This is a genomic window from Natronosalvus rutilus, assembly GCF_024204665.1.
GTDB classification, from domain to species: domain Archaea; phylum Halobacteriota; class Halobacteria; order Halobacteriales; family Natrialbaceae; genus Natronosalvus; species Natronosalvus rutilus.
Map to the genome: position 1 here is coordinate 2325089 of NZ_CP100355.1, position 18630 is coordinate 2343718.

At 66.2% G+C, this 18630-nt stretch carries 15 protein-coding genes; 6 read left to right on the forward strand and 9 right to left on the reverse strand.

Going from position 1 to position 18630, the window contains the following annotated elements; genetic code table 11:
• Nucleotides 1-142: 142 nt before the first annotated feature.
• The 3 genes from NGM29_RS11170 (at nt 143) to NGM29_RS11180 (ending at nt 5220) form a co-directional block, all read left to right on the forward strand.
• Complete coding sequence (locus tag NGM29_RS11170; protein ID WP_254156243.1) at nt 143-2767, forward strand: disk-shape morphogenesis protein volactin; 2625 nt, start codon at nt 143-145, stop codon at nt 2765-2767.
• Between the two features lie 145 nt (nt 2768-2912).
• Nucleotides 2913-4901 carry an acetate--CoA ligase gene (gene acs / locus NGM29_RS11175; protein ID WP_254156245.1) on the forward strand — a complete coding sequence of 663 codons (1989 nt, stop codon included), beginning with the start codon at nt 2913-2915 and terminating at the stop codon, nt 4899-4901.
• Nucleotides 4902-4968: 67 nt separating this feature from the next.
• The gene (locus NGM29_RS11180) at nt 4969-5220 is read left to right on the forward strand and encodes an MTH865 family protein (protein ID WP_254156247.1); all 252 of its coding nucleotides are present in this window, start codon (nt 4969-4971) and stop codon (nt 5218-5220) included.
• Between the two features lie 81 nt (nt 5221-5301).
• On the opposite strand, the gene NGM29_RS11185 is transcribed toward NGM29_RS11180, so the two are convergent.
• Nucleotides 5302-5451 (reverse strand): primosomal protein N', encoded by a 150-nt coding sequence (locus tag NGM29_RS11185; RefSeq protein WP_254156249.1) that lies wholly within the window; start codon nt 5449-5451, stop codon nt 5302-5304.
• A 390-nt stretch (nt 5452-5841) separates the two neighbouring features.
• On the opposite strand from NGM29_RS11185, the gene NGM29_RS11190 reads away from it, so the two are divergent.
• On the forward strand, nt 5842-7833 hold the full coding sequence (locus NGM29_RS11190; RefSeq protein ID WP_254156251.1) for a bacterio-opsin activator domain-containing protein: 1992 nt from the start codon (nt 5842-5844) through the stop codon (nt 7831-7833).
• A gap of 63 nt (nt 7834-7896) precedes the next feature.
• Here the strand turns inward: NGM29_RS11190 and hutH are convergent, their stop codons facing one another.
• Nucleotides 7897-9543, reverse strand: coding sequence for a histidine ammonia-lyase (hutH, locus tag NGM29_RS11195; protein WP_254156253.1), 1647 nt, complete (start codon nt 9541-9543; stop codon nt 7897-7899).
• A gap of 94 nt (nt 9544-9637) precedes the next feature.
• On the opposite strand from hutH, the gene NGM29_RS11200 reads away from it, so the two are divergent.
• Nucleotides 9638-9991: a DsrE family protein gene (locus NGM29_RS11200; protein WP_254156254.1), complete on the forward strand. Its 354-nt coding sequence runs from the start codon at nt 9638-9640 to the stop codon at nt 9989-9991.
• Nucleotides 9992-10068: 77 nt separating this feature from the next.
• Here NGM29_RS11200 and hutI read toward each other — a convergent pair whose 3' ends face one another.
• Genes hutI through hutU form a run of 3 tightly spaced genes read right to left on the reverse strand, consistent with a single transcriptional unit; the run spans nt 10069 to nt 14218 of the window.
• Nucleotides 10069-11415 (reverse strand): imidazolonepropionase, encoded by a 1347-nt coding sequence (gene hutI, locus NGM29_RS11205; RefSeq protein ID WP_425499136.1) that lies wholly within the window; start codon nt 11413-11415, stop codon nt 10069-10071.
• On the reverse strand, nt 11403-12374 hold the full coding sequence (hutG, locus tag NGM29_RS11210; RefSeq protein WP_254156256.1) for a formimidoylglutamase: 972 nt from the start codon (nt 12372-12374) through the stop codon (nt 11403-11405). Before hutG ends, hutI begins: the two co-directional genes overlap by 13 nt.
• On the reverse strand, nt 12371-14218 hold the full coding sequence (hutU, locus tag NGM29_RS11215; RefSeq protein WP_254156257.1) for a urocanate hydratase: 1848 nt from the start codon (nt 14216-14218) through the stop codon (nt 12371-12373). The genes hutG and hutU overlap by 4 nt, the downstream gene beginning before the upstream one ends.
• An 83-nt stretch (nt 14219-14301) precedes the next feature.
• Between hutU and NGM29_RS11220 the strand changes: the two genes are divergently transcribed.
• Nucleotides 14302-14982 carry a helix-turn-helix domain-containing protein gene (locus NGM29_RS11220; RefSeq protein ID WP_254156258.1) on the forward strand — a complete coding sequence of 227 codons (681 nt, stop codon included), beginning with the start codon at nt 14302-14304 and terminating at the stop codon, nt 14980-14982.
• Between the two features lie 90 nt (nt 14983-15072).
• Here NGM29_RS11220 and NGM29_RS11225 read toward each other — a convergent pair whose 3' ends face one another.
• The 4 genes from NGM29_RS11225 to NGM29_RS11240 are packed head-to-tail and all read right to left on the reverse strand — an operon-like array spanning nt 15073 to nt 18630.
• Nucleotides 15073-16143, reverse strand: coding sequence for a Gfo/Idh/MocA family protein (locus NGM29_RS11225; RefSeq protein ID WP_254156259.1), 1071 nt, complete (start codon nt 16141-16143; stop codon nt 15073-15075).
• A gap of 4 nt (nt 16144-16147) precedes the next feature.
• Nucleotides 16148-16351: a DUF8005 family protein gene (locus NGM29_RS11230; RefSeq protein ID WP_254156260.1), complete on the reverse strand. Its 204-nt coding sequence runs from the start codon at nt 16349-16351 to the stop codon at nt 16148-16150.
• Nucleotides 16344-17573, reverse strand: a complete 1230-nt coding sequence (locus NGM29_RS11235) for an ABC transporter ATP-binding protein (RefSeq protein ID WP_254156262.1) — start codon at nt 17571-17573, stop codon at nt 16344-16346. The genes NGM29_RS11230 and NGM29_RS11235 overlap by 8 nt, the downstream gene beginning before the upstream one ends.
• Before the next feature lie 28 nt (nt 17574-17601).
• A complete protein-coding gene (locus NGM29_RS11240; RefSeq protein WP_254156264.1) occupies nt 17602-18630 on the reverse strand; it encodes a carbohydrate ABC transporter permease in 1029 nt (342 codons plus the stop codon).

An 18630-nucleotide genomic window follows, 5' to 3' on the forward strand; every position in this document is an offset into this window, starting at 1 on the left:
CAATCCCCTCGGATTGGGCAATCTTGACTCCCTCTGGCCGGGCGACAACGCGCGGCGGCCAATCCGCGTTTCGCGACGCGCTGATTTTCAGTTCTGGTATTTTGAGCCAAAAGGCAAAGAGGCCACCCCGTCATCCGGTCGCATGGCTATCGGTCTCGACATTGGAACGGGGGCCCTCCGGTCGGCGAGAAACGACGGTTCGGAGACGGTCGTCACGACTCAACCGGCCGCGGTGTTCCCGCTCGAGGACGGCGTGGACGGCACGGACGCACTGGATGAAGAACAATCAGAACTGTCGTTCGAACACGACGGAACGACGTACCTCGTCGGGACGGCGGCCCGTTCGGCCGCCCGAGCGAACGGCACCGAACCGGTCCCGTTGTTCACGAACGGAACGCTCGAGCACGAGTGGTGCGGCCGCGCCCTCGAGACGCTCGTGGCCGCCGTCCTGGACGGATCGGACGCGACGGAGTGCTGGTACACGACGCCGGGAACGCTCGTCGAGACCGACGGAACTTCGGCCGAGGTTCGAGAAACGGTCGCAGACGCCGTCGCCGAGTGCGTCGACGAGGCGACGCCGATCGGCAAGGGCTTCGCCGTCGTCTACGATCAACTCGGCGAGGACAACTACACGGGGCTGGGCGTCTGCATCGAGTCCCAGACGACGAGCGTCGGCCTGTCGTACTACGGCGTCCCGGTGCTCACCTGCTCGCTCGCACGCGGGAGCGACTGGCTCGTCGAGCGCGCCGCCGCCCAGACCGATCACGCTCCCGACCAGATCGCTTCGGTCCTCGAGGGCTTCACCCTCGATCCGAACGCGGCGACCGGCGACGTCGAGAACGCCCTCGCACGGGCCCACGACGAACTGGTGGCCGACCTGATCGCCCTGATACGCGCTCGAGCAGGCGACGCCGACTTCCAGCGAGGGATCAGCGTTCCCGTCGCTGTCGCTGGGGACGAGGCAATCGTTGGAATCGAGTTCCTCCTCGGTGGTCGGTTCGACGCTGCTTCGCTCCCGTTCTCGATTCGCGGCGTTCGCCTCGCCGAGAATCCCGCCGAGAGCCCGGTTCGTGGTGCGCTTGAGGCCGCCAGAGACGGCGTCGTCGCGTACGAAGGCGTCCTCTGGGGTCACGGCCACCACTCCGAACAGTCGAACGGGCCAGTCGACGCCGCCTCGTCGCCCTCGCCTGGTGCGGAGGCGGGAGGGGGTACGAGCGCGTCATCCAGCGGAGCCGATGCCACACTCTCGTTCGACGACGCGGCCCGCGAGACCGAGCGCGCTCGAAGCGACGACGCCATTACACAACTGTTCGAGCGTCTGGGCTCGAGAGACGACGAGATGGACGCGGTGGTCGGCGACCTCGAGGCCCTCGAGTCGACGGTCGAATCCATCGACGAGACCGTCGGAGCGGTCACGGCCGATGTCGAGTCGCTCGCTGACGGCCTCGAGGACGTATCCGACGCCAGCGCGAAAGCCGAGGACGTCGATGCGCTCGAGACCCGCCTCGAGGGCGTTTCGGGTGACCTCGAGTCGACGACCGAGGCCGTGGAGTCGACCAGTTCGGCGGTCCAGGAACTCGCCGACAATCTCGAATCCGTCGAATCGGCGCTCGACGCTCGCGCGACGCAGGCATCGCTGACGGCCGTCGAAGACGACGTGCAATCGACGCTGGAAGCGGTCCGACGACTCGAGCGAACCGTCGAATCGATCGCTGAGACGGCGGACGAACTCGAGGCCGACGTCACGGCGCTTGAGGCCGACCTCTCGGCACTTGAATCCAACACCGACGCGCGGTTCTCGGACGCGGCCCAGGACCGCGACGAACTCGCCGACAGTGTCTCGGCCCTCGAGGCGGACCTCTCGGCGGTCGAAGAGACGATCCCCTCGGATGATGCATTCGAGGCCGTCCGATCGGACCTCGACGAAGCGGTCCAGGACGTCGACACCGCCACCGCGGCGGCCGAGTCGGTATCGTCGGATCTCGAGCACGTTACCGAGACGGTCGACGCCGTCGAGTCCACACTAGAGGGCCACGCGACCGCGATTCACGACGTGGAGGCGGCCGTCGACGATCAGGCGGCGTCCGTTCGCGAAACGGAAGCCGTTCTCGAGGATCACGCTGCAGCACTCGAATCCCTGTCCAACGACCTCGAGACGACCCGAGACGCCGTCGCCACCCACGAGAACGAGCTATCGAGCCTCGACGACGCAGTCTCCGCGCTCGAGACCGACGCGTCCGAACGCGACGATCGGATCGAGACGTCCGACGAGCGCGTGGCGACTGCACTCGAGCGCGTCGAATCGATCGAGTCGACGCTCGAGGAGCGGGGGAAACGCGAGGAACAGATTTCCGCCGCCGACATCGAACACCTCGAGGAACGAACGACCGCGCTCGCAGAGCGCCTCGCGGACGTCGAACCGACGGTCGACTCGGTAGCGACGGCGACCGAACGGGTCGACTCGCTGCTCGACGAACGGGAGCGCCAGTCGGACCGATTCGAGGCCTTCGAAACTGAACAGTCGGCCCAGGCCGACCGCCTCGAGACGCTCGCGTCGGCGGTCGACGACCTCGACGTGCAGTCTGAGGAATCGAAACCGAAGGGGAACGCCGACCTCGTCCGAGTCGGTGCCGTCGGTGGCGGCAGTGCCGGTGTGGTCGCCGGCGGAACGGTGGCGATGACGGGTGCTATGCCAGTAGGCATGGCGGCGGTCGTCCTCGGATTCCTCGCGCTCGTATTCGCGTTCGTGGCAGGCAATCGGGCCTGAATCTTTCGTCGGTCGTTCCCCACGGATCCCGGCTTCATCTCGAATCGATCGACGACGCGCCTCTCCTTCGATACCCTGAAATCGCCACGAGAAACGGCGACGAGGATAACGTTTATCCCGCTCATGCCCGATGTTTACACTAGTCATGGCCGAGGAACCAGATACCGACGAGGGAACCGAACTCGAGGCGCGGTTGGCCGAGGGGGAGACCTACGAGCCGCCGGCGTCGTTCGTCGAGCAAGCGAACGTGAGCGACCCCGAGATTTACGAGGAGTTCGAGGAGAACTGGCCGGCGTGCTGGGAGCGCGCTGCAGACATGCTCTCCTGGAACCAGGCGTACGACACCGTACTCGAGGACGACGACGCGCCGTTCTATCGGTGGTTCACCGGCGGCGAACTCAACGCCTCCTACAACTGTCTGGATCGCCACGTCGAAGACGGTGCGAAGAATCGCGCGGCGATCAAGTGGGAGGGCGAGTTGGGCGAGACGCGAACCTACACCTACAGCGACCTGCTGTACGAGGTCGAGGCGTTCGCCGCCTCGTTGCGAGAGTTGGGCGTCGAAGAGGACGACGTCGTCACCCTCTACCTGCCGATGATCCCCGAGTTGCCCATCGCGATGCTGGCGTGTGCTCGTATCGGCGCACCGCACTCGGTGGTGTTCGCTGGCTTCTCGGCTGATGCGCTCGCGACGCGGATGAACGCAGCCGACAGCGAGTACCTCGTCACCTGCGACGGCTACTACCGCCGCGGCGACCCGTTGAACCACAAGGAGAAGGCGGACAAGGGGCTTCGCGGCGTAGATCACGACGTCGAGACGGTGGTCGTCGACCGCCTCGGCGACGAACTGAACCACTTCCTCGGGGCCAGCGCCCACGATTACGAGGAACTGGTCAGCGAACACGAGGGCGAATCGGTCGAGCCGGTCTCGAGAGACGCCGAAGACATGCTGTTCCTGATGTACACCTCGGGGACGACCGGCCAGCCAAAGGGGGTGAAACACACCACGGGGGGCTACCTGTCGTACGCCGCCTGGACCTCTCACGCGGTCCTGGACGTCAAGCCCGAGGACACCTACTGGTGTGCGGCGGACATCGGCTGGATCACCGGCCACAGCTACATCGTGTATGGCCCGCTCGCGCTGGGCACGACCACCGTGATGTACGAGGGGACGCCCGACTACCCCGAGAAAGATCGGCTCTGGGACCTCGTCGAGAAGAACGACGTCGACATCTTCTACACCGCGCCCACCGCTATCCGCGCGTTCATGAAGTGGGGCAAACAGTATCCCGACCAGCACGACCTCTCGAGTCTGCGCCTCCTCGGGACCGTGGGCGAACCGATCAACCCCCGCGCCTGGCAGTGGTACTACGACCACATCGGCGACGGCGAGTGCCCCATCGTCGACACCTGGTGGCAGACCGAAACTGGGGGCATGATGATCACCACGCTCCCTGGCGTCGGCGAGATGAAACCCGGATCGGCCGGGCCGCCGTTGCCCGGCATCGACGCCCGAATCGTCGACGCCAGCGGCGATCAGGTCGAGGCGGGCAACGCCGGCTACCTCACCGTGAATAACCCCTGGCCGGGGATGCTCAGAACGCTCTACCGGAACGACGAACGCTTCCTCTCGGAGTACTGGCAGGAGTACTCCGACGAGGAGGCCGACGAGTGGGTGTACTTCCCCGAAGACGGCGCGAAAATCGACGAGGATGGCTACATCACCATCCTCGGCCGGGTCGACGACGTCATCAACGTCTCCGGGCACCGCCTGGGGACGATGGAAATCGAGAGCGCCATCGTCGGCGTCGAGGGCGTCGCGGAAGCCGCCGTCGTCGGCGGCGACCACGAAATCAAAGGCGAAGCCGTCTACGCCTACGTCATCCTCGAGGACGATGCCGACGCGACCGACTCGATGCGCGACCGGATTATCGAGGGGGTAGAGGACGCCATCGGGCCCATCGCCCGACCCGAGGAGGTCATCGTCACACCCGAACTCCCGAAAACTCGGTCGGGCAAGATCATGCGCCGGTTGCTCGAGGACATCGCCTCGGGCAACGAACTCGGCAACACCTCGACCCTCCGAAACCCGGAGGTCGTCGAGGACATCGCTGCCCAGGTTGGGAACGACTGAGGAGCAGTCCAGAATTCGGGACCTAGTAAACAGGTTTATTATTTATCGCTCTGAACGTCAGGGTGCTATGGCAGACGAAGACGAACTTCGCGAGCAGTTTACCGAGGCGTTCGAAGGCGCAGACTACCCCATCTCGAGCCCGATGGACCTCGTACCCGCCCTGCCGAACGGGCCGGGGACGAAGTTCGAGTCCGGTGACTTCTCGATGACGGCGATGGAACTGAACACGAAACTCTCGGGCGGTGACTTCCCCTACGAGAACGTCGACTCGTTCGTCGACGACGTTATGGAGCAGCTCAAGGAGAAGGACGAGATTTAATCGATCGGGCGACGTCGATATTGGGTGGCTGCTGACAGAACGGCCGCTCAAGTTGGTGCTGACGTGCTGAGATTTTTCCGGTCACCGCGTGTGAAAACTGGCGATGTCCTCGTTCCCACAGGACGGACACGTACTCGACGGCGAGTCGACGCCGGTTCCACACCGCCGACACTCGTAAATCGTTTCGCGTTCCGACTCGGTGAACAGCAGCGATTTGACGGTCTCTATCATCCCATCCCCACTTACAGGTGAGGCGGACCCGGTATAAGTCAGTGCGATCGTTTGTGCCGCTTGAAACGAATATGCAACTGAATAAACCGCAAGACGGCAGCAACGTCGAATAGTTACGTAGTGACTGAGTCAGGAATCGGCCGTAGCGAACCATTTATCCACTCGGGTTGCCAACAGTCTAACAAGACTGGGGAAATCGAGTGGGGCAGTCGACGCGGACGGTTCGCTCGTGCGTCCATGCGTCCTCTGAAAATCGATTCTGCCCCTCTCGAACCTCGTTCACGCTCTCAGACGGACGCGAATCGCCCGATCGCGTATCCGGCGACGGCCGCCGTCGGAGGCGTACGCACCGAGCGGTTACCGCTGCAGGCCAACGGCCGTGATCCGATCATGTCGATCAACTCCGATTCACACGCAGTCCTCATCGCCTCATCGACGGACGACGAGGCGCTCGTCGACGAAGTCGCTGACGATATCGACCGGCCGGTTCGAACCGTCACCTCGAGCGAGGCATGTCGTCGGCTTCTCGAGGACGGCACCGAACAGTTTCCGGTGGTCGTCGTCTGCGCTCGCGACGAGTCGTGGGTTCGGTCGATGCTCGAGACACTGACGGACGGATTTGACCGTCGACGAACGATCGTCGTCTCGCCGAAGGGATCCGACCGGATCGCGACCGCCGCGATTCGGGGCGGTGCCGACGATTACGTTCCCGCGTCGTCGCTCGGGGCGATCGACGACCGGGTAGAGACCCACTGGGAGCGCGCTCTCGAGGACACCGGCTCGCCCCGTCCCGTCACGACGGCTGCCGAATTGCTCGCGACGACGTTGCCCGACGAGGTCTTCGTGATCGGAGCGGACGGAACCTACCTCGACGCGAACGTCCGACCCGATGCAGCCGACCTCTACACAATCGCTTCGACAGAGTTCGTCGGACAGACGTTGTGGAACGCGTTTCCGGACCCGCAGGCGAATCGCTTACACGAGGCGGTCACGGCAGCTCTCGAGAACGACGCCATCGAACACGTCGAGTACGAGACGAATACGACTGAAGGCGTGCGGCTGTACGAGGCGCGTGTCGCCCCGATCGACCTGCGCTCGGCCGATCAGCGAGCCGTGATCTGGCTGGCGCGCGACGTCACCGAACGGGCGAATAGGGAGGAAGCGCTTCGACAGCGCCGGGATCAACTCGAGTTGCTCAACCGGATCAACGCCGTCGTCCGGCGTATCATCGAGACGCTCGTCGAAGCGCCGACGCAGTCAGCCGTCGAGGACGCCGTCTGCGAACAGCTCGTCGCCTCCGACCTCTACTGCGGGGCGTGGATCTCACGACCCTCCGGGAACGACGACGTGGTCTACCAGACGGGGTGTGGCGACGTCGAGTCCTATCTCGAGCGAATTCAGGAGATTGACCTCGACGCAGATCCCGACCGGCCTATCGTCCGTGCGATGCGGGAGAGCTCGATTCAGTCGAGCAACAACCTGTCAGAACGTTCGAGCCTACCCAATCCTCTCAAAGAGGCTGCCCGCGAACACGGCATCGAATCGGCCCTGGCGGTCCCGCTCGCCCACGGTGACAGCGTGTACGGCGTACTGACCGTACTGGCTCGTCGAGCGGACGCGTTCGGCGAGCGCGAAGAGGACGCCTTTCGGCTCCTCGGCGAGACGATCGGCTTCGCCATCAATGCGATCAAGAACCGCCGGCTGCTGTTCGCCGATTCCGTGACGGTCCTCGAGTTCCGGATCGGGGGCGGCGACTCGTTCTCGTTCGACCTCTCAGAGCAGTACGACTGCACGTGTACCCTCGAGTGGTCGGGAGCGACGGCCGCCGGTCGAACCTACCAGTACGTGACGGTCGAGGGACTCGACGGGACGACGGTGCACGACGAGGCGACCGCCCATCCCACTGTCGAGGAGTGTCGGCTCATCCACGACGGCGACGACCAGGCAACGATCGAGATCCGACTCTCGGAATCCGCGGTTCGAACGCTCACTGGTTACGGGGCGACGGTGCGCGACGTCATCGTCGAGGACGGCGTCGGGCACCTGACGGCCGAGGTCTCCCGGGAGACCGATACGCGCGAGATGGTCGAGGCGATGAAGCGGATCTACACACAGACCGAACTCGTCTCCAAACGCGAGGCCGACCGGCCGGTGATGACCGCCCGCGACCGACGCAATCGAATCGCCGACCGGCTCACGGATCGCCAGCTCACGGCGCTTCGACTGGGATACTACGGCGGCTACTTCGACTGGCCGCGCGGAAGTACGGGCGAAGAGATCGCCGAATCGATGGGAATCGCCGCGCCGACGATGCATCAGCACCTCCGGCGGGGCTTACAGGAAATTCTCCGGGACTTCTTCGACGAAGACGGGACCGACTAGGCGGAGCGACCGGCTTCGACCACTGGACGTTACCGTTCGTCTGTGGTCTCGAACACCGCGTTACTATTCGTCCCCAGCCTCGAGCACCGGAAGCACTACGGAATCGATCCCCCCGGAGGCGATGGCGTCGGCGACCGCGTCGAGTTCGTCGTCTAGCACGCGGTCGTCCTCGAGCGGCGGGACGAACTGCCCGACGTGTTCGTAGAGCGCTCCAGTTCCCCTCCCGAGTGCGGCCGCCGTCGCCGCCCGATCGGCCGACGGCGAGAGGACGTCGACGTCCTCAGCGTTGCCGACGTAGTCGGCCGCCTGCGTCGCACAGACCGCCTCGGTCGCCACGATCCGACGGACGTTCTCGAGCACGCGCCGGGCGTTCAGCGCCGACTGCGAACTCATGCTGACGTGATCCTCCTGGCCGCCGCTGACCGGCGTGTTGTCGCTCGAGGCCGCGCCGATCGACCGGCACTCGTTGAGGAGGGCGGCGGCGGTGTACTGAGCGATCATGTAGCCCGACTGCAGGCCGCTCTCGGGGGCGAGAAACGGCGGGAGGTGGTCCTCCTGGAGGTTCGGGTTGAGGATTCGATCGATCCGGCGTTCGGCGATCGCCCCCAGGTCGGTCAGTGCAAGGCGGGCGTACTCCAGGCGCAGCGCGAGCGGCTGGCCGTGGAAATTCCCCCCGGAGATGACGGCGGCGCGGTCGGTTCCGGAGGCGCGGTCGTCCGCGTCTGCAGCCGAGAAGACGAGCGGGTTGTCGGTCGCGCTGTTGAGTTCGACCGCCACGGCTTCCCGGAGGTGGGCGAACGCGTCGCGGACGGCCCCGTGGACCTGCGGGAGACACCGCAGGGAGTAGGCGTCCTGGACGCGGTCACAGTTCCGGTGAGCCTCGACGACGTCGCTGTCGGCCGTCAGCGCGCGAACCGCCGCGGCGCTTCGTTGCTGGCCCACGTGGGGCCGCACGTCGTGAATGGCCGCGTCGGACGTAGCCGTCGTCCCCAGCGTTACCTCCGTCGTGAGCGCGCCCGCGGCGTCCGAAGCCCGGAGCAACCGCTCGCCGTCGACGACGAGCATCGCCGCGAGTCCGACCGTCAGCTGGGTGCCGTTGATCAGCGCCAGCCCCTCCTTCGGCGCGAGCGACAGAGGCTCGAGACCGACCGCCTCGAGGGCCATCTCTCCGTCGACACGCATCGGTCCATCGTCGTCCCGGAGGATGGCTTCGCCCTCGCCGATGAGGACCAGCGAGAGGTGGGCGAGCGGCGCGAGGTCGCCGCTGGCGCCGAGGCTCCCTCGTGAGCGGACGACCGGCTGGACGTCCTCGTTGAGCAGCGTCACGAGGTGGTCGACGACGACCTCTCGTACGCCCGAGTAGCCCGCGACTAACGCGTTGACCCGCGAGACCATCATCGCCCGAACCTCCTCGCGGGTACACTCCCGGCCCGCGCCGGCGGCGTGGCTCCGCAGGAGGTTGGTCTGGAGGCGTTCGATCTGGTCCGGCGGGATGCGTTCGTCGACCAGTTCGCCGAAGCCCGTGTTGAGGCCGTAGACGGGTTCGCCACTTTCGATCACGTCCTCGACGCGCTCGCGGGAGACGCGAACGCGCTCGCGGGCGTCTTCCGTGATCGTTACGGGGACGCCGTCTCGAGCGACGGCAACGACGTCTTCGGGGGTGAGCGATCGGCCGTCGAGTTCGACGGGGCCGCTGTCGTCGTCAGTCATGCTGGCCTCCGTCCCGCCGTCCTCCGTTCGTTCGTGGGCCACCTGCACACGAGCGCACAACCGTCCTTTCTGTCCGCCGTGAACGGTCGACCACATGCCAAAGACCGCGATCATCGTTCTCGCTGGCACCGAAGCACCGTCCGACCTCGGTCGCGTCGTCAACGCCCTCCAGACCGCCAAGGAGTTCGACGACCACGGCGACGAGGTCGAACTCATTTTCGACGGCGCGGGAACCCAGTGGGTCCCCGAACTCGCCGACGAGGACCACGACTACCACGCCCTCTACGACGCCGTCGAGCAGCACGCGCAGGTGTGTTCGTACTGCGCCGACGCCTACGACGTCGACGACGAGGTCGAGGACGAACCCGTCGAGGAGGCCGCCGAGTTCGAGGGGCATCCGAGCGTCCGATCCCTCGTCGCCGACGGCTACGAAATCATCACCTACTGAGGTCGCCGCACTGGTATCACCTACTGATTCGAACGGGGAGAACCCGCCCGCCCGACCGGACTCGAGCGCAGCGACGCTCACGACGAACGCACCTCCTTGAGCGCCGTGCCGTTTTCCACGACGACCTGCCCTCGCTTCAGCACCGTCTCTACGGCCGTCGTGTCGAACCGATAGGCGAGGTGGGCGTAGCGCGGCGCCTCGAGCACGAGCGCGTCGGCGGGGGCGCCGACCGCGAGGGTGCCCGTCCCGTCCGTCGCGCCGACCGCTCTGGCCGCGTTCCTGGTCGCACCCAGCAGTGCCTCTGCGGGCGTCATTCCCATCTCGACGCACGCGAGCGTCTGGACGAACTCCATGCTCCGTGAGTAGCAGTTCGGGTTGAAGTCGGTCGCGATTGCCACCGGGGCGCCGGCCTCGAGCATCGTCTCAGCGTCGGCGTAGGCCTCCCCGAGGCCGAACGCGGTGCCGGGAAGGAGGACGGGAACCGTTCCGGCCTCGACGAGCGCATCGACGTCCTCGCGGGTTGCGTAGAGCAGGTGGTCCGCGCTTGCAGTCTCGAGGTCGGCCGCGAGTTGCGTCCCGCCCAGGTGGGACAGTTCCTCGGCGTGGACCTTCGGTTCGAGGCCGTGTTCGAGACCGGCCTCGAGCACCCGTCGCGACTGGTCGACGGAGAACGCGCCCTCTTCGCAGAAGACATCGCAGTAGCGGGCGATTCCCTGCTCGGCCACCGCGGGCAGTTGCTCGTCGACGACGGCGTCGACGTACTCGTCGGCGTCGGCGCCCTCCGGAACCGCGTGGGCGCCGAGATAGGTCGACACGAGGTCGACGGAGTGGCGCTCGTTCGCGGCGTCGATGGCCTCGAGCATTCGCAACTCGGTCTCGGTCTCGAGTCCGTAGCCGGACTTGACCTCGACGGTCGTCGACCCGTGGGCGAGCATGACGTCGAGGTGGCCGAGCAGGTTCTCGACGAGACGATCGAGACTCGCCTCGCGCGTCGCTCGCACGGTTCGAAGAATACCGCCGCCCTGCGCGAGCAGCTCCTGGTAGCTCGTCCCCTCGAGTTTGGCCTCGAACTCGTCGGAGCGGTCCCCGGCAAAGACCGCGTGGGTGTGTGGGTCGACGAATCCGGGAACGACCGCTCGGCCGCTCGCGTCGACGGCCGTGTCGGCGTTCTCTGGCGGGTGTTCTCGAACGATTTCGTCCGTGGGGCCGACGGCGACGACTTCGCCGTCGACGGCGACGAACGCGCCGTTCTCGATGGTTTCGAGGGTCGCTCCGTCGTCCGCGCTTCCGTTCCGGTTTCCATTTCCGTCCTGGCTCGCGGCTTCGTCCGCTGTCGGGCCGACCACCAATTCGCTCGCGCCGTAGACGACAGTGGTGTGGCCCTCGGACTCGAGAGCGCCCGTATCGCGACTCACGTCGACCACCCCGCGAGCACGTGCGCGACGGCTCGAGCCGCCGCGTCGCTCGTCATCCCACCGCGGTCGAGCGGCGGCGCACACTCGACCACCTCGAACCCGGCAACGCGCTCGTCGGCCGCGATTCGGCTGAGGAGCGCGTACAGCTCGGCCGTCGTCAGCCCGCCCGGCGTGGGCGCGCTCACGCCGGGCGCAAACGCCGCGTCGAGCACGTCGACGTCCAGGCTGAGGAAGATCCGATCGACGCCGGTCATCGCCTCGAGCGCCCGCGTCGCCCCGGTCTCGAGGTCCCAGCGAACGGTTTCTGCGGTGATGACCGTTCCGTCCTGTTCCTCGACGAACCGTGCGTACGTGCTCGAGGTTTCGAAGTGGCGCGCGCCGACGACGGCGAAGGCGTCCAGGCCGCGCTCGTGAAGCTGGTAGTAGGGCGTGCCGCTCGAGGGACCGTCGATCGGTTCGCGACAGTCGAGGTGGGCGTCGAGGCTGACGACGCCGACCGAGCCGTCAGCGAGCAAGGGCGAGACGTTCGCCACGGTCAGGGAGTTGTCGCCGCCCAGGAATACGGGGCGAGCGCCGGTTTCGTAGACGGCCTGGGCGGCCGCTTCCGCTCGGTCCTGGACGGTCGAAACGTCGGCGTCGGGAAGTTCGAGGTCGCCGAGGTCACCGATTGGGGCGACCGAGCCGTTCGCGTCTACTGACCCGCTCGTGCCTACCACCCCGCTCGATCCGATCGGGCCTGCCTCGAAGTGATGGGTCTTCACGCCGGCCATCGACTCCCGAATTGCTCGCGGCCCCTCACGCGCGCCGCGACGACCGATGACGGCGACGTCGGAGGGCTCCCCGACCAGCACGGCGCCGTACTCCTCCGCGTGCTCGAGTGCCACCGCGACGACCACGTCGCCGAACGTCTCGTCGTTGGGGTCGCTCGAGGGGCTCTCCCACTCGGCCGAACTGGTGAAGGCTGTCACCGTTCGTCACCACCCATCGGGATCGTGACGTCCGACTCGTGGGCTTCCTCGAGCGCCTCGTCGTAACCGGCGTCGGCGTGACGTACGACGCCCATGCCGGGGTCCGTGGTGAAGACGCGGCGGGCCTTCTCGGCGGCGAGGTCGCTCCCGTCGAGGACGACGTGGTTGTTCGCGTGGAGGGCGTTCCCGATGCCGACGCCGCCGCCGTCGTGGACGCTAACGATGTCGGCACCGGCGGCGCAGTTCAGCAGGGCGTTCAGGATCGGCCAGTCGGCGACCGCGTCGGTGCCGTCGGCCATCGCCTCGGTCTCCCGGTTCGGGCTGGCGACCGACCCGGCGTCGAGGTGGTCGCGCGTGACGACGATCGGGGCCGAAATCTCGCCGTCGGCGACGAGGTCGTTGATCCGGAGGGCGAACCGGGCGCGCTCGGTGAGGCCATCCTCGTCGCGGCTGAACCCGAGCCAGCAGACGCGGGAGGGGAGCCCCTGGAACTCGACGTGTTCCTGGGCGAGGTCGATCCACCGGGCGAGGTGTTCCTTCTCGGGGAACAGTTCGCGGACCGCGTCGTCAGTGCGGTGGATGTCGGCGGGGTCGCCCGAAAGCGCTGCCCAGCGGAAGGGCCCCTTCCCCTCGCAGAACAGCGGCCTGACGTAGGCGGGGACGAAGCCAGGGAAGTCGAACGGCTGCCGGTCGCTCGAGTCGGCGCCCGAGAGGGGCCACGGTTTTTCGCTCTCGCCGCCGTCGCCCGCGCCACCACCGCCGTTCGCGCCACGTCGATAGTCCTGGACCTGCCCTCGAATGTTGTTCCCGTACTCGAAGGCGATGGCGCCCCGCTCCTGTAACTCGAGAATGCCGTCGACGTGGCGCTCCATCGTCGCGAGGCTCTCCTCGACGTACGTCTCGGGGTCTCGCTCCCGCAGGGCGTCGGCCTCCTCGACCGAGTAGCCGGCGGGGTAGTATCCCTCGAGTTCGTCGTGGGCGCTCGTCTGGTCGGTGATCACGTCCGGGACGAAGCCGCGCTCGAGCATCGACTCGAGCATGTCGGCGGCGTTCAGGTGGACGGCGACGCTGTAGGCCTCGCCAGCCTCGGTAGCGTCCTCTGCTCGCTCGATGGCCGTCTCGAGGTCGGGCACGCACTCCTGACAGTAGCCGGTCTCGAGGCGGCGCTCGATCCGCGTTTCGTCGACGTCGGCGGCGATGCAGACGCCGTGGTTCATCGTCACGGCCAGCGGCTGGGCGCCGCCCATCCCGCCGAGACCGGCGGTGACGACGATTCGTCCCTCGAGGCCATCGCGTTCGGGGAAGTGCTGTCGGCCGAGTTCGGCCAGCGTCTCGTAGGTGCCCTGGATGATCCCCTGGGTCCCGATGTAGGCCCACGATCCGGCGGTCATCTGCCCGTACATGATCTTCCCGCGGGCCTCGAGTTCGTGGAAGTGCTCCCAGTCGTCCCACTTGCCGACCAGGTTCGAGTTCGCGATGAGCACCCGCGGGGCGCGCTCGTGGGTCGTGAACCGGCCGACGGGTTTCCCGCTCTGGACGAGTAACGTCTCGTCGTCGCCGAGGTCGCGCAACTGGTCACAGATCGAATCGTAGGCGTCCCACGACCGGGCCGCCCGGCCAGTGCCGCCGTAGACGACGAGCGACTCAGCGTCCTCGGCTACCTCGGGGTCGAGGTTGTTGTTGAGCATCCGGAACGCGGCCTCCTGGCGCCAGCCGCGACACTCGAGGTCGGTGCCGGTCGGCGCGCCCCGGTAGGATCGCCATTGCTCGCTCGGTTCGCCGATTCCCTCCCATTCGGTCGTCCCATCCTGGTCGCGTTCGATGTTCGAAGACGAGTCTGCCATACGTACGCACACGTTCTGGGCCGGCAAGTGTTTCGAGTAGCCACACGCCGGGTATTATATATGTAGCCAACCTCGGGCCGTCCGTGCACGAAGCGACGTTCCGCCTCGCCAGCTCCGGATCGGGGGCCGAGTTCGGCTCCTATGATGCAATCACCGCGGCGTTCGACGCGCGACTCTCCCTGTGGTGTAACGACCACAGCGACCTGCTGCTCCTCGAGTGCGAGACCAGTCGTCTCGAGGCGGTCCTCGAGGCCGTCGATGAATTCGCCGGAATCGACGACGCCATCGTCGACGGGGCCGAGGCCGTGGCGGTCACCGGAAACTGCGTCAAGGCCCTCGATACGACGGTCGTCGACGCCGTCCTGGACGACCACGGCTGTCTCCTGTTGCCGCCGATTCGATACGCAGACGGGGCACGGTCGATTCGCCTCCTGGCGCTCGAGTCCGCTCACCTCACCCGCTGTTATCACGACCTGCTCGAAGACTTCGACGTGAGCGTCGAGTCCAAGCGGGACCTCGCCTTCGACAGCCTCGACCGCGATCGGACACCGGATGGGATCGGCGAACCGTTGCCGGCACTCTCGCGCAGACAGCGCCAGGTGTTCGCGACGGCGTACGAGCGCGGGTACTACGAGATTCCTCGAGAGACGTCGATGGCGGCGGTCGCCGAGTCGGTGGGGATCGACCGTCGAACCGCCGACGAACACCGGCGACAGGCCGAGCGGAAAATTCTGGAATCGGTCGCGGGACGGTACCTCGAGTAGCCGTTTCGCCGATCGGTTCGCTTCTCGAGCGGTGGTTGTCTGATTCAGATACGACAGAGTCGACCGAACGAAGTAGCCGTACCCTATCGCTCAGGACTGCTCGAGCCTGATCGGGTGCCCCTCATCACTCGAGCGGTAGATCGAATCGATGACCCGCTGTACCGCGAGCGCCTCCTCGACGCTCGCGGCGACGTCGTCGTCCCCGCCCCCGATGGCCGCCAGGAACGCCCGTTGTTCGTCCGAGTGCGCGTCGTTCGCCGCCGGCTCGAGCGTCGAGTCCACGAAGTGGTTCGCCCCGTCCGGACTCGCGGAGTGAATCGCCACCTGGTCTTCGAGCAAGTCGAACCGGGCCGCGGCCTCGGTCCCCTGGACGACGAATTCGTGAGTCGGCGGGCGGTTCGTCGCCCAGGCGACCTCGAGCGAGATAGTCCGATCGTCCGCACAGCGAACGAACGCGCTGGCGGAGTCGTCCACGTCGAACCCCTCCGGCCCGGCGTCCTCGCCCCACATCTCGAGGTAGGCGTAGTCCTCGCGGGAGCCGAACTCGCTCCGGGTGACTCCCGAAACGTCGCTGATCTCGGGGTGGTCGAGCAGGTATAGCGCGAGGTCGATGGCGTGAACGCCGAGGTCGATCAACGCGCCGCCGCCAGCGATGTCTTGACGAGTAAACCAGGAGCCGCGGCCGGGAACGCCTCGCCGGCGGACGTAGTTCGCCTCGATGTGGGTTATCTCGCCCATATCGCCGCGTTCGATCCGGTCGGCGACGAGGCGGACGGCGTTTCGAAACCGGTTGTGGAAGCCGACCGTACAGGTGCCTGCGCTCTCGCTCGCCGCCGCCGCGATGCGCTCGGCGCTCTCGAGGGAGTGTGCCAGCGGCTTCTCGAGCAGGACGTGGAGGTCGTGCTCGAACGCGTCGACTGCGTACTCTTCGTGGAATCGGTTGGGCGTGGTGATCACGACCGCGTCGACCGCGTCGTAGAGCTCGTGGTGATCGTCGTAGGCATCGACGCCGTAGCGCTGGGCGAACCGCTCGCGTGCCTGCGCCGAGACGTCCATGCCCCCGACGAGGTCGACGCCAAGTTCCTGGAGGCGGTCGGCGTGGTACTGGCCGATGTTCCCGCAGCCGACGATTCCGGCTCGGATGGGTAGTTCGTCGGTCATCGATTCAGTACAGTTGCTCCTCGCGTTCGGTACGCTCGCGATCCTGTTCTCGCTGCTGCTCGCGTTTGGCGCGCCCGCGGCGGTACTGGGCGATGCCCGGGATGATCCTGTTCTTGACGTCGAGGGCGAACGAGACGATTCCGTAGATCCAGAAGAAAAACAGGATCGTCAGCCCGCCGTAGTAGACCACTGGAATCAAGCTACTCACGTCGACCACCCGATTCGGAGTCGGCTCGAGCGACGTCGGCCGTCTCGGCCCCGGCTTCGGTTTCAGGTGTGGCGTGAGACAGCGACTCGACCCCGTGGGCGATCGCGTTCCCCGTTCCGGGATCGAACAGATGCACCTTCGACCGATCGAGGACGACCGAAATCGACTGATCCTCGTCGATGTCCGTGTCCGGGTCGACGCTCATCAGGAGCTGGTTCGAGGCCGCCGACGCCTCGTCGCTCGTCATCATCTCGGCGCTCGTCTCGTCGAGCGACAGGTAGACGAATATCTGATCGCCCATCGGCTCAAGGACGTCCGTCCGGGCCTCGACGACCTCGGAAGCGCTGGTCGCCGAGTCGACGTTTTTGGTCAGGTAGATGTCCTCGGGCCGGACCCCCATCGTGATCGCCTCGCCCGACGGGACGTCGATCGCGCTGGCGTCGAACTCGAGGTCGAAGTGCTCGGTCGAGAGTCCCCCGGCGGTGAGCTCTCCCTCGACGAAGTTCATCGACGGTGAGCCGATGAAGCCGGCGACGAACCGGTTGGCGGGTTCGTTGTAACAGACTAACGGTGGGTCGATCTGCTGGAGTTCGCCGGCGTTGATGACGGCGATGCGATCGGACATCGTCATCGCCTCGGCCTGGTCGTGAGTGACGTAGATGATCGTTGTCTCGAGCTGTTTGTGCAACCGTTGTAACTCGGTCCGCATGTGGACTCTGAGCTTGGCGTCGAGGTTCGCCAGCGGTTCGTCCATCAGGAAGACGTCCGGTTCGCGGACGATCGCCCGCGCGATGGCGACCCGCTGTTGCTGTCCGCCCGAGAGCTCGTTCGGCTCGCGCTCGAGCATCCCCTCGAGCTGGACGATGTCGGCGGCCTGGTCGACCCGGCGGTCGATCTCGTCCTTGTCGTACTTCCGGAGTCGAAGGCCGAACGAGATGTTCTCGTAGACGTTCATGTGCGGGAACAGCGCGATGTTCTGGAAGACCATCGACACCCCGCGATCCTTCGGCGGGAGTTTCGTGACGTCCCGGTCCCCGATGTGAATCGTCCCCTCCGTGGGCTTCGTGAGGCCGGCGATCGTTTCCATCGTCGTCGACTTTCCACACCCCGAGGGACCGACGAGACAGACGAACTCCCCGTCCTCGATTTCGAGGTTCATGTCGTCGACCGCGGTGACGTCTTCGTAGCGTTTCGTGACGTGTTCGAGTGTTACGCGTGCCATTGGTAGTGATAGTGGGTGCTGCGTGTAGTCATTCTTTGAGCGCGCCGGCGGTCAATCCGCTGACGATACGCTCCTGGGCGACGATAACGAGGACCACGACAGGGAGGACCCCGACGATGCTCGCCGCCGCCATCAGGTTGAAGTCGGTCGTGTACTGGGTCTGGTAGCTCAGGATGCCGCCGACCAGCGGCGACCAGTTCTGGGGCTGGTTTTCCAGCGCCATGATCGAACTGAAGAAGTACTCGTTGTAGACCGAGATGAACGTCAACACGGCCGCGGTCGCGATTCCGGGGGCCGACAGCGGCATGATCACCCTGAACAGCGCCCCCAGCCGGGTCGTCCCCTCGACGCGCGCGGCATCCTCGAGCCCGTCGGGAATCTGGGCGTAGAACGTCGTCAGGATAAAGATCGCCAGCGGTAAGAACAGCGCGCTGAACGGCATGATCATCGACCCCGGTGTGTTCACGAGCCGCGGCGACTGGAACAGTTCGACGCCCAGGAACGGGATCACGACGGCGTTGCCGAGGAATGCGTCGAACAGCGGAATCAGGAACGCCGCCGGCGGGAAGTACGAGATCACCAGCACTGCGAGCATGAGCGCCCCGCGGCCGGGGAACTCGAGACGCCCGAAGACGTAGCCAGCGAGCGTCGCGACGGCGAGGACGATGATCGTGGTCGTCGTCGCCAGCACGAAGCTGTTGAAGACGAAGAGGTGGAAGGGCACCTCCTGGAACACCTCGACGAACGCAGTGACGTTGAACCCCTGCGGGTGCGGGAACTCGAGGCCGATCACTGGAAGGGACCAGTCGCCCGTGAGGATCTGGCTGTTCGGCGTCAGCGCGAGCACGAGCAGCCAGTAGAAGGGAAACAGCGTCGTCACGAGGAAGAACGCGCAGGCGGTCCAGAACAGCGCCCGGTAGAGGCGCTGACGTTTCGCCTCTTCCTCAAGGACGCCGCGCGTCCAGCGGCCGAGTGGCCCCTGCTTGCGTTCGCGATCGTCGGCAGCGTCCGTCGCGTCTGGTTCCACTTCCGGTTCCGTCGTGGATGGCGTCGCCAT

Excerpts from the sequence above, each read along its gene's own strand:
- NGM29_RS11170 (WP_254156243.1), top strand. The coding sequence starts at position 143 with ATGGCTATCGGTCTCGACATTGGAACGGGGGCCCTCCGGTCGGCGAGA.
- acs (WP_254156245.1), top strand. The coding sequence starts at position 2,913 with ATGGCCGAGGAACCAGATACCGACGAGGGAACCGAACTCGAGGCGCGG.
- NGM29_RS11180 (WP_254156247.1), top strand. The coding sequence starts at position 4,969 with ATGGCAGACGAAGACGAACTTCGCGAGCAGTTTACCGAGGCGTTCGAA.
- NGM29_RS11185 (WP_254156249.1), bottom strand. The coding sequence starts at position 5,451 with ATGATAGAGACCGTCAAATCGCTGCTGTTCACCGAGTCGGAACGCGAA.
- NGM29_RS11190 (WP_254156251.1), top strand. The coding sequence starts at position 5,842 with ATGTCGATCAACTCCGATTCACACGCAGTCCTCATCGCCTCATCGACG.
- hutH (WP_254156253.1), bottom strand. The coding sequence starts at position 9,543 with ATGACTGACGACGACAGCGGCCCCGTCGAACTCGACGGCCGATCGCTC.
- NGM29_RS11200 (WP_254156254.1), top strand. The coding sequence starts at position 9,638 with ATGCCAAAGACCGCGATCATCGTTCTCGCTGGCACCGAAGCACCGTCC.
- hutU (WP_254156257.1), bottom strand. The coding sequence starts at position 14,218 with ATGGCAGACTCGTCTTCGAACATCGAACGCGACCAGGATGGGACGACC.
- NGM29_RS11225 (WP_254156259.1), bottom strand. The coding sequence starts at position 16,143 with ATGACCGACGAACTACCCATCCGAGCCGGAATCGTCGGCTGCGGGAAC.
- NGM29_RS11235 (WP_254156262.1), bottom strand. The coding sequence starts at position 17,573 with ATGGCACGCGTAACACTCGAACACGTCACGAAACGCTACGAAGACGTC.
- NGM29_RS11240 (WP_254156264.1), bottom strand. The coding sequence starts at position 18,630 with ATGGCGACGCCATCCACGACGGAACCGGAAGTGGAACCAGACGCGACG.